At 69.2% G+C, this 15,208-nt stretch carries 17 protein-coding genes; 6 read left to right on the forward strand and 11 right to left on the reverse strand.

Annotation, left to right across the window (positions count from 1 at the left end):
- Positions 1-15: 15 nt before the first annotated feature.
- Positions 16-474, forward strand: a complete 459-nt coding sequence (locus A9977_RS26230; RefSeq protein WP_183027728.1) for a RidA family protein — start codon at positions 16-18, stop codon at positions 472-474.
- 34 nt (positions 475-508) lie between these two features.
- On the opposite strand, the gene A9977_RS26235 is transcribed toward A9977_RS26230, so the two are convergent.
- Complete coding sequence (locus tag A9977_RS26235; protein ID WP_183027729.1) at positions 509-1,534, reverse strand: hypothetical protein; 1,026 nt, start codon at positions 1,532-1,534, stop codon at positions 509-511.
- A gap of 153 nt (positions 1,535-1,687) precedes the next feature.
- On the opposite strand from A9977_RS26235, the gene A9977_RS26240 reads away from it, so the two are divergent.
- Positions 1,688-2,905 carry a DUF4375 domain-containing protein gene (locus A9977_RS26240; protein ID WP_183027730.1) on the forward strand — a complete coding sequence of 406 codons (1,218 nt, stop codon included), beginning with the start codon at positions 1,688-1,690 and terminating at the stop codon, positions 2,903-2,905.
- 68 nt (positions 2,906-2,973) lie between these two features.
- Here the strand turns inward: A9977_RS26240 and A9977_RS26245 are convergent, their stop codons facing one another.
- Both A9977_RS26245 and A9977_RS26250 read right to left on the reverse strand, forming a co-directional pair.
- The gene (locus tag A9977_RS26245; protein ID WP_183027731.1) at positions 2,974-3,402 is read right to left on the reverse strand and encodes a hypothetical protein; all 429 of its coding nucleotides are present in this window, start codon (positions 3,400-3,402) and stop codon (positions 2,974-2,976) included.
- A gap of 15 nt (positions 3,403-3,417) precedes the next feature.
- Positions 3,418-4,434, reverse strand: a complete 1,017-nt coding sequence (locus A9977_RS26250) for a 1-aminocyclopropane-1-carboxylate deaminase (protein WP_183027732.1) — start codon at positions 4,432-4,434, stop codon at positions 3,418-3,420.
- A gap of 150 nt (positions 4,435-4,584) precedes the next feature.
- On the opposite strand from A9977_RS26250, the gene A9977_RS26255 reads away from it, so the two are divergent.
- Both A9977_RS26255 and A9977_RS26260 read left to right on the forward strand, forming a co-directional pair.
- A complete protein-coding gene (locus A9977_RS26255) occupies positions 4,585-5,097 on the forward strand; it encodes an Lrp/AsnC family transcriptional regulator (protein ID WP_183027733.1) in 513 nt (170 codons plus the stop codon).
- A gap of 58 nt (positions 5,098-5,155) precedes the next feature.
- Complete coding sequence (locus A9977_RS26260; RefSeq protein WP_183027734.1) at positions 5,156-5,515, forward strand: hypothetical protein; 360 nt, start codon at positions 5,156-5,158, stop codon at positions 5,513-5,515.
- A gap of 22 nt (positions 5,516-5,537) precedes the next feature.
- Here the strand turns inward: A9977_RS26260 and A9977_RS26265 are convergent, their stop codons facing one another.
- The 8 genes from A9977_RS26265 to A9977_RS26300 all read right to left on the reverse strand — a co-directional run bounded on the left by A9977_RS26265 (position 5,538) and on the right by A9977_RS26300 (position 12,546).
- A complete protein-coding gene (locus tag A9977_RS26265; RefSeq protein ID WP_183027735.1) occupies positions 5,538-6,599 on the reverse strand; it encodes a substrate-binding domain-containing protein in 1,062 nt (353 codons plus the stop codon).
- Positions 6,596-7,591 (reverse strand): D-glycerate dehydrogenase, encoded by a 996-nt coding sequence (locus A9977_RS26270; protein WP_183027736.1) that lies wholly within the window; start codon positions 7,589-7,591, stop codon positions 6,596-6,598. Before A9977_RS26270 ends, A9977_RS26265 begins: the two co-directional genes overlap by 4 nt.
- The gene (locus A9977_RS26275; RefSeq protein WP_183027737.1) at positions 7,588-8,541 is read right to left on the reverse strand and encodes a sugar kinase; all 954 of its coding nucleotides are present in this window, start codon (positions 8,539-8,541) and stop codon (positions 7,588-7,590) included. The genes A9977_RS26270 and A9977_RS26275 overlap by 4 nt, the downstream gene beginning before the upstream one ends.
- Entirely contained in the window at positions 8,538-9,290 is a 753-nt protein-coding gene (locus tag A9977_RS26280; protein ID WP_183027738.1) for a sugar phosphate isomerase/epimerase, read from the reverse strand. Before A9977_RS26280 ends, A9977_RS26275 begins: the two co-directional genes overlap by 4 nt.
- On the reverse strand, positions 9,290-10,042 hold the full coding sequence (locus A9977_RS26285) for an amino acid ABC transporter ATP-binding protein (protein ID WP_183027739.1): 753 nt from the start codon (positions 10,040-10,042) through the stop codon (positions 9,290-9,292). The genes A9977_RS26280 and A9977_RS26285 overlap by 1 nt, the downstream gene beginning before the upstream one ends.
- A 165-nt stretch (positions 10,043-10,207) precedes the next feature.
- Positions 10,208-11,005, reverse strand: a complete 798-nt coding sequence (locus tag A9977_RS26290; RefSeq protein WP_183027740.1) for a transporter substrate-binding domain-containing protein — start codon at positions 11,003-11,005, stop codon at positions 10,208-10,210.
- 52 nt (positions 11,006-11,057) lie between these two features.
- Entirely contained in the window at positions 11,058-11,711 is a 654-nt protein-coding gene (locus tag A9977_RS26295) for an amino acid ABC transporter permease (protein WP_183027741.1), read from the reverse strand.
- A gap of 163 nt (positions 11,712-11,874) precedes the next feature.
- Positions 11,875-12,546, reverse strand: coding sequence for an amino acid ABC transporter permease (locus A9977_RS26300; RefSeq protein ID WP_183027742.1), 672 nt, complete (start codon positions 12,544-12,546; stop codon positions 11,875-11,877).
- A gap of 175 nt (positions 12,547-12,721) precedes the next feature.
- Between A9977_RS26300 and A9977_RS26305 the strand changes: the two genes are divergently transcribed.
- Together A9977_RS26305 and A9977_RS26310 are read left to right on the forward strand one after the other, a co-directional pair.
- Positions 12,722-14,089 carry an MFS transporter gene (locus tag A9977_RS26305; protein WP_310936196.1) on the forward strand — a complete coding sequence of 456 codons (1,368 nt, stop codon included), beginning with the start codon at positions 12,722-12,724 and terminating at the stop codon, positions 14,087-14,089.
- 23 nt (positions 14,090-14,112) lie between these two features.
- Positions 14,113-15,072 carry an aldo/keto reductase gene (locus A9977_RS26310; RefSeq protein WP_183027744.1) on the forward strand — a complete coding sequence of 320 codons (960 nt, stop codon included), beginning with the start codon at positions 14,113-14,115 and terminating at the stop codon, positions 15,070-15,072.
- Positions 15,073-15,208 lie beyond the last annotated feature (136 nt).

Consider the following 15,208-nt stretch of genomic DNA (forward strand, 5'->3'; position numbering starts at 1 on the left):
ATCAGGAGTGATTTCATGAGCGTTTACGACAAGCTTTCCCAACTCGGCATCTCCCTGCCCCCCGTGGCCACGCCCGCTGCCGCCTATGTGCCCTTCGTGCAGACCGGCAAGCTGGTCTTCCTCTCGGGCCACATCGCCAAGAAGGACGGCAAGTCCTGGGTCGGCCAGCTCGGCGCGGACATCACGACGGAAGAAGGCAAGAAGGCCGCGCGCGCCATCGCCATCGACCTGCTGGGCACGCTGCACGCCGCCGTCGGCGACCTGAACAAGGTCGTGCGCATCGTCAAGGTGATGAGCCTGGTCAACTCGACCGGCAGCTTCACCGAACAGCACCTGGTGACCAACGGCGCGAGCGAACTCTTCGCCGAAGTCTTCGGCCCGGAAAAGGGCGCGCATGCACGCAGCGCCTTCGGCGTGGCACAGATCCCCACGGGTGCCTGCGTCGAGATCGAACTGATCGCCGAGATCGCCTGATCCGGACCCGCGCCCGGCCTGCCGCTGGTGCAGGCTAGCGGCGCTTCCAGCTCGAGACGGTGATGAACACACCGGTCTCCTGCGCATCGCGCAGCCGCACGCTGTAGCGGCCGGCGCCATCGGTGCCGTTGAACACCACCTCGCGGCCGCTCTGCTCCAGCCTCGCGTCCTGGGTGAGCGCACGGTAGGCCTCGAACACGGTGTCGAGCGCGGCATAGCTGCGCAGCGTCACCTCGGCATCGGGGAGCTGCGGTTCGTCGCGTTGCGCGCGCTCGTAGGCCGTGCGCATCGGCTGGCCCGCCAGGCCCTTCGGCCGCACGATCTTGCCGGCGCTGGCGGTGCTGTTCACTTCGGCCGCCTGCAGCAGCAGGGGCCGCAGCGAGGCCGGGAATCCCGGCGGCAGTTCGTCGTCGCGCCAGCCCGGCGTCGTCGGCTGGCCCGTGAGGTACTCGACCGTCGCGATCTTCTGCGCGTCCGCCGCCACCGCCGGATCGTCGCTCTCGGCCATCAGCGCCAGCCCGTCGGGCAACGTCTTCGCCCAGACGACCAGCGGATCGGCATCGGCCTGCTTCGCGCCCGCGGGCTGGAAGATCGACAGCACGGCCTGCGGGGCCGGGTTGCACGCCTTGCGGTCGTCGCTCTTTGCCGGGGCCCGGCAGTGCCCATTGACCAGGCCCAGCGCCAGCAGGCGCCCTTCCCCATCGAGCAGCATGGCCGCGCGCTCCTCGCCATGGTCGCCGCCGTCGATGGACGCGATGACCGTGCGCCCATCGGGCCAGACGGTGCGCGTGATGTCGTGGCGCGAGCGCATGCCGGCAAGCACCTGGCTCGCGATCAGGCCATCGACCTCGTTGAAGCTGCCGCGCGCGTAGCCGACCATCTCGATCACCGCGCTGCGGACCTTCGGCTGCTCGCTGAGCCGCAGGCGCGGCGCGGTCACCGCCGTGGTGACGGGGGCCGCGGCCTGAAGCATCGGTGCCTGCGCTGCGGCACCCCCATGGAAGCCCGAGAGCACGAGAACGAGGAAGACCGAGGGAAGCGAAGGAAAACGAAGATGCATGCGAGGCGCCGGGAGAGTGATGCGTCCGGCGCGCGCGTGTCGTGCCGGATCAGGGGAGCGGATTCTAGAAGCCGGCATGGCGGCGAACGCAGGGCGCGCCGCATGCCTTCGGCATACTCGTGCCACCGTCCTTTCTTTCGAATGGAAGCACCGTTGAACACCCCCACCCTTCGCCCCGCGATCGACTGGCCGGGCCTGCTGCAGGCCGCGCCCTATTTCACGTCCGCGCTCATGGACACGCTGTCGCCGGAGCAGGCGCCCGAGGCCGCGCCGCTGGTGCGCGCCGCCTACTTCTACGACCTGTTCGACGGCCAGGTCTCGAACGGCGGCGTGATGCAGTACTTCTACAACCTCGCGCTGTCGACGCCCGGCTTCGCGCAGGCGCCGGCCTTCATCGCGCAGAACCCGCACCTGGCGCAGGCCCTGCCCTTCGTCGAGGCGGTGCATGCGGCCTGGGCCGAGGTGGCGCCCGCGGTCGCGTCGGCGCGCGACAGCGACGAGTGGCCGGAGGCGCTGTTCTCCAGCCACCGGGCGCGCTTCGAGGCGCTGGAGAAGGACTTCTACGCCGTCAACCACACGATCTCGCAACGGCTGTGCGCGGCCATCGTGCAGTCGCCGCACGACTACTTCGACATCGCGGCCGTGCCCGGCCTGCCCGAGCGCGGCGTGGCGCACATCGCGCTCAAGGACGGCACGTACCGGCTGCGCTTCGAGGACGGCTTTCCCATCGGACCCAACCTGCTCGAGCGCGGCGATGGCGACTGCGACGTGGTCTGGTTCTCGCGCGACCGCCAGCTGCTGCAGACCGAGAACGGCTACGGCGGCACGCGCACCCGACACTGGCTGCACTACCCGAGCCAGGCCAGCGGCACCTGGCGCCTCAAGGGCGGCAAGCTGCAGTCGCACGAAGGCATGCGCGCCCTGTGGCGCAAGCACGGCTTGCGCGAATCCATGCATGCCAACGGCGCGCCCAAGACCGCCTCGCTGTTCCGCGACAACCAGTCGCTGGGCGACGAACATTTCTTCGCCGACGGCACGCTGCAGCTGCGCCACGAGAAGCGCGCCGACGGCGAGCACCGCAGCCGCTACTGGCCCGGCGGTGCGCTCAACACCCAAAGCGTCTACGACGAGAAGACGCGCCGCGAACGCTACCTGCGGGTGCTCGACCGCGACGGCCAGCCGCTGGCGCCCGAGGGCACGGGCCGGCTGCACCAGTTCCTCAGCATCGAGAAGGGCGAGCACCGCTGGCGCGAAGGCGCGCTGGTCGACGGCTACCTCGAAGGCCCGGTGCGCTGGATGAAGGGCAAGGCCGACGGCAGCGGGGCCACCGAGGTCAGCCGTGCCGTCTACCGCCAGGGGGTCGAGCGATGAGTGCGTCCGGGCGCTGGGCCTGAGGCACTACGGCAGCGCGCCCTCGCCCTCGTCCTGCTCGGATCATCCTAGGTCGCCGAGAGGTTCGACCATTCGATGTCGATCTCCGCATCGAGCCGCAGCGCGGTCGGGTGCAGGGCCTCGACGTCGTCGCCGCTGAGGCTGAAATAGCGCCGCCCGGCCGGGGCGAAGGCGCGCAGCAGTTCCGGCACCGCGCGCGGCGCGCGTGTGACGGCCAGGATCGCGCCCTGCGTCGGCGCCAGCAGCGCATCGAAGCGGCTGAGCACACGGAGGCTCTCGCCGCGGCGCCAGCGCCCTTCGGCATCGATGCCGTCCTGCGCCATCGCGGCCCAGTCGTCGATGCGCCACAGGTCGGCGCCGATGCCGTGCGAACGCGCGAGCACGGCGGCCACCGCCAACGCCAGCTCGACGACCTCGGCACCGCAGACCCACTGCATGCGCCGCCCCGGCCCGGTCGCGCGCTGCAGCAGCTTCATGCCCTTCCCTTCGCCTCAGCCATTGCGGAACAGGAAGCTGTAGGCGTTGAGCGCCGGCACGCCGCCCAGGTGCGCATACAGCACCTTCGAGCCCGGCGGAAACTCACCGAGCCGCACCTTCTCGATCATGCCGTGCATCGACTTGCCCTCGTAGACCGGGTCGGTGAGCATGGCCTCCAGCCGGGCACTCAAGCGGATGGCTTCGAGCGTGCCTTCGTTGGGCAGGCCGTACTCCGGTCCGCCGAAGCGGGTGTCGAGCACGACGTCCTGCGCCGTGATGTCGCGATCGAGCTCGACCAGCTGCGCGGTGTTCTTCGCGATGCGCAGGATCTGCTCATGGGTCTGCTGTGGCTTGGCCGAGGCGTCGATGCCGATCACGCGGTCGGCGCGGCCATCGGCCGCGAAGCCCACGACCATGCCGGCCTGGGTGCTGCCCGTCACCGCGCAGACCACGATGTAGTCGAAGCGGAAGCCGAGCTCGGCCTCCTGCTGCCGCACTTCTTCGGCAAAGCCCACGAAGCCGAGCCCGCCCTTGGGATGTTCCGAGCATCCCGCGGGAATCGGGAAGGGCTTGCCGCCGGCCTGGCGCACGCTCTCCATCGCGTCCTCCCAGCTCTTGCGGATGCCGATGTCGAAGCCCGCAGCATCGAGCCGGACATCGGCGCCCATGATGCGCGACATCTCGATGTTGCCGACCCGGTCGTACACCGCGTCGGAATAGTTGACCCAGTTCTCCTGCACCAGCACGCACTTCAGCCCCAGGTGCGCGGCCACCGCCGCCACCTGCCGCGTCTGGTTCGACTGGATGCCGCCGATCGACACGAGCGTGTCGTAGCCGCCTTCGAGCGCTTCGGGGATCAGGTACTCGAGCTTGCGCGTCTTGTTGCCGCCGAAGGCCAGGCCGCTGTTGCAGTCCTCGCGCTTGGCATAGAGCTCGACCTTGCCGCCCAGGTGCGCGCTCAGGCGCTTGAGCGGCTGGATGGGCGTCGGCCCGAAGGTCAGCGGATAGCGGGGGAATTTCTTCAGATTCATGGGCTTTGCTCCTGTGTGCGTGATCGGCGGGATGTGGTGCATCGATCTTAGGAATGGAGCCGCGACACAGGGTTGCGAAATAGCGCTTGTTCACGGAATGCGGACGCCCTCAGAATCCATTCATCCTTCGGAAATTTTGAGAATGACCTCATGAGCACAACAAAACGCCGCCCCACGAGCGTCGCGCCCGCCCCTTCGCCAAAGGGTGAGCTCGACCGCATCGACCGCGCCATCCTGCGCGCCCTGCAGCGCGACGCATCGGTCTCCAACGTCGCGCTGGCGGCCAAGGTGAACCTCAGCGCGCCGGCCTGCCTGCGCCGCGTCGAGCGGCTCAAGGCCATGGGCATGATCCGCGGCATCGTGGCCCTGCTGGAGCCGCGCGCCCTCGACGCCGGCATGCTGGTGATGATCGGCGTGGTGCTCGACCGCTCCACGCCCGAGTCCTTTGCCGAGTTCGAGAAGGCGGTGCACAAGGTCTCGGGCTGCCTCGAATGCCATGTCGTGACGGGCGAGTTCGATTACTTCATGCTGCTGCGCACACGCGACCACGAGAGCTTCAACCGGCTGCACGCCGAGCAGCTGCTCTATCTGCCGGGCGTGCGGCAGATCCGCAGCTTCATGGTGCTGAAGGAAGTGCTGTCGACGACGCAGTTGAGTGTCTAAGCCAAGGCGAGCGCGTTCGCATCGGCCTGCGAGGCGCCGCCTGGGTTACCTTAGCGCCATGAGAACCTCCCCGCGACTCTGGGCCGCCATCGCCCTTGCCCTGTGCTCACCCGCCGCCCTCGCCGACCCGCACGGCCTGCTCACGCTGGTGGTCGGCGTGCCGCTGCTGCTGGTGGCGTCGGTCGTGCTGGGCGTCCTGCTGATGCTGCGTCCCAGCGCGCCCGTCCGGATCGTGTCGATCGTGCTGTTCGCGCCCACGCTGGCCTACAGCCTGTACGTCGCGCTGGACGCACTCACCCTGTTCACGGACATCGGCTCGGAAAACTCGATGATCGGCTTCGCCTTCTTCGGGCTGCTGGCGTTGGCCTGCCTTCTGTTCTTCCTGATCGTTCGCAGAAGGCCCGTCGCCGGCGGATGAAGCGCCAGGCAGGCCGGCCCGCTCAGGCCGCGCCGTCCCGCCGCGACGACCCCCGCGCCACCAGCTCGCCCGGCAGCAGCAGCACCCGCGGCGGCACGTCGAGGCCGCGCAGGCGCTCGATCAGGCAGTTGGCGGCGCCGCGGCCGATCTCGGCCGTGGGCTGCGCGATGGTGCTCAGGCCAGGCCCGACCAGCGGCGACCATTCGGCCTCGTCGAAGCCGACGAAGCCCAGGTCCTCGCCGAATTGCCAGTCCAGCCCGGCCACCGCCGCGGCCACGCGCAGGGTGACCACCGCATTGCCGGAGATCACGGCCGGCGCACGCCGAGCGCGCCGGGCCCGCTGGCGCAGGGCGCGCAGCGCGGCCTCGAGGCCGGCGCTGTCGCCCTCCTCGCTCTCGAACACCTCGCCCTTCACGCCCGGCGCATGCGCGGCCATGCAGTCGCCGAAGGCATTCGTACGCTCGCGCCGCGTGCTCACGCCCTTCTGCGGCTCGGTGAGGTAGAGGAACTCGCGGTAGCCGCCAGCCAGCAGGTGTTCGCAGGCCAGCGCCATCGCGCCCGGGTTGTCGAGCGACACGAAGTCGGCCTGCATGCCCGCATGGCGCCGGTCGACCAGCACCGCCGGCTTGCCGTGCAGCGCCACCGCGTCGACGGTGCTGGCGCCGCGGCCCAGCGTGTTGAGGATGAAGCCGTCGACCTGGTAGCTGGCCAGCGCATCGATGGCCTCGCGCTCGCGGCCGCTCTCGTTGCCGAGGTTGAACAGCATCACCAGGTAGCCCGCGTCCTGGCAGGCCTTCTCGGCGCCACGCAGCACGGCCACCGAATAGGGGTTGGTGATGTCGGCCACGATCAGGCCGATCAGCCGCGTGCTGCCGCGGCTCAGGGCCTGGGCCATGGGGCTGGGCGAGTAGTCGAGGGCGACGATCGCGGTCTCCACACGCGCCGCGATGTCGGGGCTCAGCAGCCGCTCGCGGTGGTTGAAGAAGCGCGAAACCGTGGCCTTCGACACGCCGGCCGCGGCCGCCACGTCGGCGATGGTGGCCCGCTGGCCCGCGGGCTTCTGGCGCGGTGCCCGGGTGCTCACGCCGAGGCCGTGTCGAAGACCGCGCCCGGCCTCTGGCCGGCCAGCGCCTGCAGCAGGTTGGTGGTCGCCAGCTCGGCCATCGCATGGCGCGTCTCGTGCGTGGCCGAGCCGATGTGCGGCAGCGGCGTCACGCGCGCATGGGTGCGCAATGCCGAATCGAGCGGCAGCGGCTCGGTCGCGAACACGTCGAGCCCGGCCGCATGCAGATGGCCGCTGTCGAGCGCGGCCAGCAGCGCGGCCTCGTTCACCGTGGCACCGCGGCCGCCGTTGATGAAGATCGCGCCCGGCTTCATCGCACCGAACACCTCGGCGTCGATCATGCCGCGCGTGGCGTCGGACAGGGGCAGCATCGCGACCACGAAGTCGGCGCGTGCGAGCAGTTCGTTCAGCGGCGTGTGCAGCGCATGGCCCTGCAGTTCGGGCGCCTGCTCCGCGAGGTCCACCGCACGGCGTGCGTGGTAGAGCACCGGCATGCCGAAGCCCAGCGCCGCGCGGCGCGCGATGGCCTGGCCGATCCGGCCGAAGCCCAGCAGGCCCAGCGTCTTGCCATGCACGTCGGTGCCGAACAGCTCGGGGCCGATGTTCTTGGTCCATTGCCCTTCGCGCACCAGCTTCGACAGCTCGACCACGCGACGGCTGGTCGCCATCAGCAAGGCGAACATGGTGTCGGCCACGGTCTCGTCGAGCACGCCGGGCGTGTGGCACAGCAGGATGCCGCGCCGGTGCAGTTCGGCCAGCGCGAAGTTGTCGACGCCCACCGACACGCTCGAGATCACCTCGAGCTTGGGTGCGCGGTCGAGCAGCGCCGCGTCGACCGGCCAGCTCGAGCCGATCAGCGCCTGCGCCTCGGGCAGCGCGGCATCGAAGGCCGCGCGCTGGGCGGCCACCTTCGGGTTGGCCACGGTCACGTCGTGCACGGCCTGCAGCCGCGCGAGCTGGTCCTCGGGCAGTTCGCGGAACACCAGCACCTTCTTGCGCATTGCAGCGGTCATCCCAGCTTCGCCTCGTCGAGTTGGACCCGCGTCGGCAGGCCTTCGGTGTCACCCAGCACCTGGACCGCGCGCGCGCCGATCCAGCTGCCGCGGCGCACCGCGTCGGGCACGCTGCGGCCTTCGAGCAGGGCGCTGATCACGCCGGCCGCGAAGCCGTCGCCGGCGCCCACGGTGTCGATCACTTCCTCGACCGGGAAGCCCGCCACGCGGCCGGTGCCGGCCACGTCGCTGTCGTAGTAGGCGCCCTCGGCGCCCAGCTTCACGACCACCAGCTTCGCGCCGAGTTGGCGGTAAAAAGCCGCGATGCCTTCGGGCGTGCTTTGGCCGGTGAGCAGCAGGCCCTCCTCGATGCCGGGCAGCACCCAGTCGGCGCGCGAGGCCAGGTCGTTGATGGCGCTGCGCATGGCCTCGGTCGAGGCCCACAGCGTGGGGCGCAGGTTGGGGTCGAAGGAGACGGTGCGGCCCGCGGCGCGCATCGTGTCCATGGTCTTGATCGCGGCCGGCAGCGTGGTCGCGGAGATGGCGGCGAACACGCCGGTGGCGTGCAGATGGCGCGCGGAAGTGAGCCAGGGCACGTCGATGTCGTCGGCCGTCATCTGGCTCGCGGCCGAGCCCTTGCGGTGGTACTCGACCGGCGGGTCGCTGCCGTCGGTGACGCGGCCCTTGAACTGGAAGCCGGTCTTCTGTGACGCGTCGCAGATCACGTGGCTGCAGTCGATGCCCTCGCCCTTCATGGTCGCGATCAGGTAGCGGCCCATCGAATCGGTGCCGAGCCGGCTGGCCCAGCCCACTTTGAGGCCCAGGCGCGACAGGCCGATGGCCACGTTGGTCTCGGCGCCGGCGGTGCGCTTGTGGAAGGACTGCGCGTCTTCCAGCGGGCCCGGCCGGTCGGCCACCAGCAGCAGCATGGCTTCGCCGAACAGGGCGACGTCGAAGGCGGTATCGGTCATGGCAGGGCGCGGGCGGCGCGGATGAAGTCGATCTGGGTGCGCGTGACGGCCAGCAGGTCGTCGCCGATCAGCGGGTATTCGATGGCGTGCGGCACGTCGGCCGGCAGCGCGCGCAGCACCGCGCGCCAGGGGGCCGAGGAATCGGCCAGCGGCACCGCGACCCACTTGGCCGGCAGCCGCTGCACGCCCTTGCAGTGCACATAGCGCACGCGGTGGCCCAGGGCCTTGGCGGCTTCGAGCGGGCATTCGCCCAGCCAGTGCCAGTTGCCCATGTCGAAGGTCATGCCCAGGTTCAACCCGGCACGGTCGGCCACGTCGAAGAAGGTCAGCAGCGCGGTCAGGGTGCCCGCCGAGACGGTCTGGTCGTTCTCGATCAAGAGCTCGATGCGGGTCTCGGCCAGCTGTGTCTTCAGGCCCCACAGCGAACCGTGCGAGCTGGTGCGGAAATCGCCGATGGCCATCTTCAGGCGCCTGGCGCCCAACGTGGTCGCGGCGGCGATGCCGCGCGCCAGCGCTGCGCTGTCGAGCCAGCCGCCTTCGGCCCACAGGCCCTCGGGGCTGCTGTAGACCGAGGCATGGCCCGCGAGCGCGGGCAGTTCGGCGTCGGGGTTGCGCAGCAGCTCGCCGCGCACCTCGACCGAATCGGCACCCGCGGCGCGCGCGAGTTCGGAACACCAGAGCTGGCCGTGCCGGCCCACCTCGGCCGCGCCGAAGGACGACAGCGAGATCAGTACGGGAATCGAGGCCATCAGTGCGCCTGGTGCGATGAAAGGATCTGACCCAGGAATTGCTTGGTCTTGTCGTTCTTCGGGTTGCTGAAGAACTCGGCCGGCGGCGCCTGTTCGACGATCTTGCCGTCGGCCATGAAGATCACGCGGTCGGCCACGCTGCGGGCGAAGCCCATCTCGTGCGTCACGCACAGCATGGTCATGCCGTCTTCGGCCAGGCCGATCATGGTGTCGAGCACTTCCTTGACCATCTCGGGATCGAGGGCCGAGGTGGGCTCGTCGAACAGCATGATCTTGGGCGACATGCACAGCGCGCGCGCGATCGCCACGCGCTGCTGCTGGCCGCCCGACAGCTGGCTCGGGTACTTCTTGGCCTGCTCGGGAATGCGCACGCGGGTGAGGTACTTCATCGCCACCTCTTCCGCCTGCTCCTTCGACAAGCCGCGCGAGCGCATCGGCGCCAGCGTGCAGTTCTCGAGGATGGTCAGGTGCGGGAACAGGTTGAACTGCTGGAACACCATGCCGACTTCGGCGCGCACCGCATCGACGTTCTTGCCGCCGGCCGTGAGCTCGATGCCGTCGACCACGATGCGGCCCTGCTGCACCGTCTCGAGGCGGTTGATGCAGCGGATCAGCGTCGACTTGCCCGAGCCCGAAGGCCCGCAGATCACGATGCGTTCGCCCGCGCGGACCGACAGGTCGATGCCGGTCAACACCTGGAATTCACCGTACCACTTGTTGACCGCTTCCATGCGGATGATGGGCTCGCTCATGAGGCTTCTCACTCTGTTGGGTTCAAGAAAATCGGATGGCCGGACGCAGAGGACGCGAAGGTTTCGCAGAAGACGCAAAAGGAGAATCCAAGACGCTGTTGGCTTCCTTCTGCGGACTCTGCGCAGTTTTTGTCTTCCTTCCGCGTCCGGAAGTCCGCTCCCGTCTTACTGCAGCTTGGGCAGGTCGGCGCCCAGCCACTTCTGGTAGAGCTTGTTGAGCTCGCCGTTGGCCGTGTTCTTCTCGACGAAGGCGTTCACGTTCTTCAGCAGCTCTTCCTGGCCCGGACGCATCGCGACGCCCATGGCCTGCTGCACCAGCGTGAACTTGTTCTCGAAGGTGTTGGCGGGCACGCGCTTGGCGATCTGCGCCGCGACGGTGACCGAGCAGCCGATGGCGTCGACCTGGCCCGACATCAGGGCCTGCATGGCCGAGGCGTCGTCGTCGAAGCGGCGGATCTCGGTGCCTTCCGGTGCGGCCTTGGTCACGGCCACGTCCTGCGTCGATGCGCGGGCCACGCCGATGCGCTGGCCCTTGAGGTCGGCCGCGCCCTTGATGTTGGCGTCCTTCTTGCCGTACAGCACGATGGTCGCCGCGGCGTAGGGCGTGGAGAACTGCACCTGCTTCGAACGCTCGGGCGTGATGGCCAGCGAGGCGACCAGCAGGTCGACCTTGTTGGTCAGCAGGAAGGGAATGCGGTTCGGGCCGGTGACCGGCACGATGTTGGCCTTGACGCCCCATTCCTTGGCCAGCAGCTTGGCCACGTCGGCGTCGTAGCCGTCGGGCTGGTTCTGCGCGTTGGTCGTGCCGTAGGGCGGGAAGTCGACCAGCATGCCGATGGTGACTTCGCCCTTCTTCTTGATGTCGGCGATCGACTGCGCGGTGGCGAAAGGCGCGAACACGGTGAGTGCGGCGCCCAGGCCGAGGGCAGCGATGGCGGTGCGGCGGGTGGTGGAACGGGTCATGTCGAAGTCTCCTGAGTTGAGGACGGGAACAGGCAAGAAAAGAAAGGGGGAATCAGCGGGCCAGCGCCTGGGCGCGGCGGCGCTCCATGCGCGCGGCCAGCAGCGACAGCGGCCAGCAGATCACGAAGTAGATCGCGGCCACGGTGGCGAAGACCTGCAGCGGCTGGAAGGTCGCGTTGTTGATGATCTGACCGGCGCGCGTGACCTCGGTGAAGCCGATGATGGCGGCCAGCGAGGTGCCCTTGATGATCTGCACCACGTAGCCCACGGTCGGCGCGAGCGCGATCTTGAAGGCCTGCGGCAGCACCACGTCGCGCATGCGGGCGACATAGCGCAGGTTGAGCGCCTGCGCCGCCTCGATCTGGCCACGCGGCACGGCTTCGATGCAACCGCGCCAGATCTCGCCCAGGAAGGCCGCGCTGTTGAGGATCAGCGCGGCGCCCGCGGCGATCCAGGGGTTGATGTCCAGGCCCAGCACCGGCGCGCCGAAGAAGATCAGGAACAGCTGCAGCAGCAGCGGCGTGCCCTGGAAGATCTGGATGAAGGTGACGGCCGCGCCGCGGGCGAAGCGGCTCTCGGAGGTGCGCGCCAGCGCGATCACCAGGCCCAGCAGCGCGCCGCCGACGAAGGCGATCAGCGACAGCGCCAGCGTCCACTGGACGGCCTGGAGGATGAAGAGGAATTCGGGAAAGCCGAAGGTACGCATATCAAATCTCAGTCTTTCAGCGAGTGGGCAACCGGCGCCTCAGCTCGATGCAGGCTTGATCGGGAAACACCGCGGAACCGGCTTTGCCGGGCCGCTGGTGTTGCCCCCGGTAGGGGGTTGGCGAAGCGACACGAAGTGCGCGAAGACTGGGGGCGAGCCATTGCTATCGACGATCCGGATAGTTGAGGGTTCGCTGATAGATCAGCTTGAAGAGGCCGGAGAAGCTCAAGGCCAGCAACAGGTAGATACCTGCCACCACGATGTAGATCTCGAAGCTGCGGAAGGTCTGCGACTGCAGGTTGGCCGCGACCGAGGTCAGGTCGTCGGCCGAGATCACCGACACCACGGCCGAGCTCAGCATCAGCAGGATGAACTGGCTGGTGAGTGCCGGGTAGATGGCCTTGAGCGCGGGCTTGATGATCACGAAGCGGAAGATCTCCCAGGGCTTGAGGTTGAGCGCGCGGCCCGCCTCGATCTGGCCCTTGGGAATTGACTCGATGCCCGCGCGGATGATCTCGGTGGCATAGGCGCCCAGGTTCACCACCATCGCGGTCAGCGCGGCCGTGTAGGGCGACCAGCGCAGGCCGATGGCCGGCAGCGCGAAAAAGAAGAAGAACAGCTGCACCAGGAAGGGCGTGTTGCGGATCACCTCGATGTAGGCATTGACGATGAAGCGCAACCAGGCGGGCCCCGAGGTCTTGCCCCAGGCGCAGAAGATGGCGACGACAAGGCCGAGCACGGTGGCCACCAGCGAGAGCTGGATGGTGATCCACGTGCCCTTGAGGAGCAGTGGCCAGGCGGCGAAGACGGCGTCGAACTGGAATTGGTAATTCACTGGGCAAATCCTGCGGACAGGCAAGCGGTGCGTGGGCTGGCCAGTGTATGAAACCGGTTTCAGACGAAACATCGGGGTTTACCCTTGCATGCAAGTTTCGCGGGTCAGGCTGAGAGCCAACGCCATCGCAAGGGCATCCGACGGCAACTGGCCGCTTCTTGGGCAAACTGGCTGCGTGACTGCCCCTTCGCCCGCGCCCCCTGCCCTGCTCCATCGCTGGCTGCGTCGGGCGGTGGACGTGCAGCCGGACGAGGTGCGGGCGACGCTGCTCGGCTTCGGCTGGTTCTTCTGCCTGCTGGGCGGCTACTACCTGCTGCGGCCGCTGCGCGATGCGCTGGGCCTGGCCGGCGGCGCGGACGAACTGCAGTGGCTGTTCAGCGCCACCTTCGTCGCGATGCTCGCGCTGGTGCCGCTGTTCGGCTGGCTGGTCACCCGGCTGCCGCCGCGGCGCTTCGTGCCGCTGGCCTACCGCTTCTTCACCGTGAGCATCCTGGTGTTCTGCGTGCTGATCGCAAGCGGCGTGCACGGCGTCTGGGTGGGCCGCGTGTTCTTCGTGTGGATCAGCGTCTTCAACCTGTTCGTGATCAGCATCTTCTGGAGCGTGCTGGCCGACTGCTTCAGCAACGCACAGGGCCGGCGGCTGTTCGGCTTCATCGCGGCCGGCGGCACCGCGGGCACCTTCGTCGGGCCGGCGCTGGCCGCTTCGCTGGTCACGGCGCTCGGGCCGGTCGCGCTGACGCTGGGCGCGGCATTGCTGCTCGAAGCCGCGCTGCAGTGCTTCCACCGGCTGTATCCGCGCGAAGGCCAAAGACTTGCGCATGAAGGCGCCGCTGGCGCCGCCACGGCCACCGGCGACGCCCGCCCCATCGGCGGCAGTGTGCTGGCCGGCCTGGCGCTGATCGCGCGCTCGCCCTACCTGCTGGGCCTGTGCGGCTATTTGCTGCTGCACACCGCGGCCTCGACCTTCCTCTACTTCGAGCAGGGCCGCATCGTGGCCGGGGCCTTTTCAGATACGGCATCGCGCACCCGCTTCTTCGCCTTGGTCGACCTGGGCGTATCGACGCTCACGCTGCTGCTGCAGCTCTTCGTCACCGGCCGGCTCATGAAGCGCTTCGGCGTGGGGACGGCATTGGTGCTGCTGCCGATCGCCTCGGCGCTGGCCTTCGCGGCGGTGGCGCTCTCGCCCACGGTGCTCGTGCTGGCCGCCGCGCAGGCCCTGCGCCGCGCCTTCGACTACGCGATCGCGCGGCCGGCGCGCGAGGTGCTGTTCACCGTGGTCGGGCGCGAGGCCAAGTACAAGGCCAAGAACGCGATCGAGACCGTGGTCTACCGCGGTGGCGATGCCGTCAGCGGCTGGATCTCGGCCGGCCTGGGCGCCCTGGGCGTGGGCTTCGCGGGCCTGGCGGCGCTGGCGATTCCGCTGGCCGCCGCATGGGCCGTCCTCTCGCTGTGGCTCGCGCGCCAGCAGGAGCGACGATTGCACGCCCCTGCGGGGAACTCGACCGCGCCCCGTGCATCCACCGCAGGACACGCTGCCGATTGACCCCCACCTTCCCAGGAGTCGCCATGCCACCGTTGCCCCACGCCCACCCCGCCGGACTCACGCGCGCCCAGGTGCTGCGCATGGCCGTCGGCCTGTCGACCGGCGTCGCCACCGCCGGCCTGCCCTTCGGCGCCGCGGCGCAGAAGAAAACCCCCATGAACACCCGCCCCATCCCTTCGACCAAGGAAGCCCTGCCCGTGATCGGCTGCGGCACCTGGGTCGGCTTCGGCCACGCGCCGGGCAGCGACGAATACCGGCGCCTGCCGGGCGTGCTGCAGGCGCTGTTCGACGCAGGCGGCACGGTGCTCGACAGCTCCCCCATGTACGGCCGCGCCGAGCAGACCACGGGCGAACTGCTGGCCGCATCGAAGGACCGCCCCCAGGCCTTCCTCGCGACCAAGGTCTGGACCCGCGGGCGCGAGGCCGGCATCGCGCAGATGGAACAGTCCATGGCGCACCTGAAGGCCGAGCGCATCGACCTGATGCAGGTGCACAACCTGGTCGACTGGCGCACCCAGCTCGCGACGCTGCGCGCGTGGAAGTCCAGCGACCGCATCCGCTACATCGGCATCACGCACTACACGGCCTCGGCCTTCGGCGAGGTCGAGGCGGTGCTGCGCGCCGAGACGCTCGACTTCCTGCAGATCAACTATTCGATCGACGACCGCGCGGTCGAACAGCGCCTGCTGCCGCTCGCGGCCGAGCGCGGCGTGGCCGTGATCGTGAACCAGCCCTTCGGCGGCGGCGGTTTGCTGCGCGGGCTGCGCGACAAGCCGCTGCCCGGCTGGGCGGCCGAGATCGGTGCGACCAGCTGGGCCCAGGTGCTGCTCAAGTTCACGCTGAGCCATCCCGCCGTGACCTGCGTGATCCCCGGCACCAGCCGGCCCGAGCACATGGCGGACAACGCGAAGGCGGGCTTCGGCGCCGTGCCGGATGCGGCCTTCTGGCGGCGGCATGCGGCGTCGGTGACGGCGGCGTCTTGACGCCGCGCTAACCAGCGTTCTGCGGCGTCACCTCCCGCACGTCCGCCGGCTTCCCTTCCCGGGCATCGCGGTGCTACGCTTTCGCGCGTCACACATCGATCGTCGGAAAGACTGCGCCGAAGAGCGCGAAAGGGAA

The organism is Variovorax sp. UMC13, assembly GCF_014170375.1.
Classification (GTDB): domain Bacteria; phylum Pseudomonadota; class Gammaproteobacteria; order Burkholderiales; family Burkholderiaceae_C; genus Variovorax.

What these genes read in the sequence shown, in the direction of transcription:
- A9977_RS26230 (WP_183027728.1), top strand. Translation starts at nt 16, where the DNA reads ATGAGCGTTTACGACAAGCTTTCCCAACTCGGCATCTCCCTGCCCCCC.
- A9977_RS26235 (WP_183027729.1), bottom strand. Translation starts at nt 1,534, where the DNA reads ATGCATCTTCGTTTTCCTTCGCTTCCCTCGGTCTTCCTCGTTCTCGTG.
- A9977_RS26245 (WP_183027731.1), bottom strand. Translation starts at nt 3,402, where the DNA reads ATGAAGCTGCTGCAGCGCGCGACCGGGCCGGGGCGGCGCATGCAGTGG.
- A9977_RS26250 (WP_183027732.1), bottom strand. Translation starts at nt 4,434, where the DNA reads ATGAATCTGAAGAAATTCCCCCGCTATCCGCTGACCTTCGGGCCGACG.
- A9977_RS26255 (WP_183027733.1), top strand. Translation starts at nt 4,585, where the DNA reads ATGAGCACAACAAAACGCCGCCCCACGAGCGTCGCGCCCGCCCCTTCG.
- A9977_RS26260 (WP_183027734.1), top strand. Translation starts at nt 5,156, where the DNA reads ATGAGAACCTCCCCGCGACTCTGGGCCGCCATCGCCCTTGCCCTGTGC.
- A9977_RS26270 (WP_183027736.1), bottom strand. Translation starts at nt 7,591, where the DNA reads ATGACCGCTGCAATGCGCAAGAAGGTGCTGGTGTTCCGCGAACTGCCC.
- A9977_RS26275 (WP_183027737.1), bottom strand. Translation starts at nt 8,541, where the DNA reads ATGACCGATACCGCCTTCGACGTCGCCCTGTTCGGCGAAGCCATGCTG.
- A9977_RS26280 (WP_183027738.1), bottom strand. Translation starts at nt 9,290, where the DNA reads ATGGCCTCGATTCCCGTACTGATCTCGCTGTCGTCCTTCGGCGCGGCC.
- A9977_RS26285 (WP_183027739.1), bottom strand. Translation starts at nt 10,042, where the DNA reads ATGAGCGAGCCCATCATCCGCATGGAAGCGGTCAACAAGTGGTACGGT.
- A9977_RS26290 (WP_183027740.1), bottom strand. Translation starts at nt 11,005, where the DNA reads ATGACCCGTTCCACCACCCGCCGCACCGCCATCGCTGCCCTCGGCCTG.
- A9977_RS26295 (WP_183027741.1), bottom strand. Translation starts at nt 11,711, where the DNA reads ATGCGTACCTTCGGCTTTCCCGAATTCCTCTTCATCCTCCAGGCCGTC.
- A9977_RS26310 (WP_183027744.1), top strand. Translation starts at nt 14,113, where the DNA reads ATGCCACCGTTGCCCCACGCCCACCCCGCCGGACTCACGCGCGCCCAG.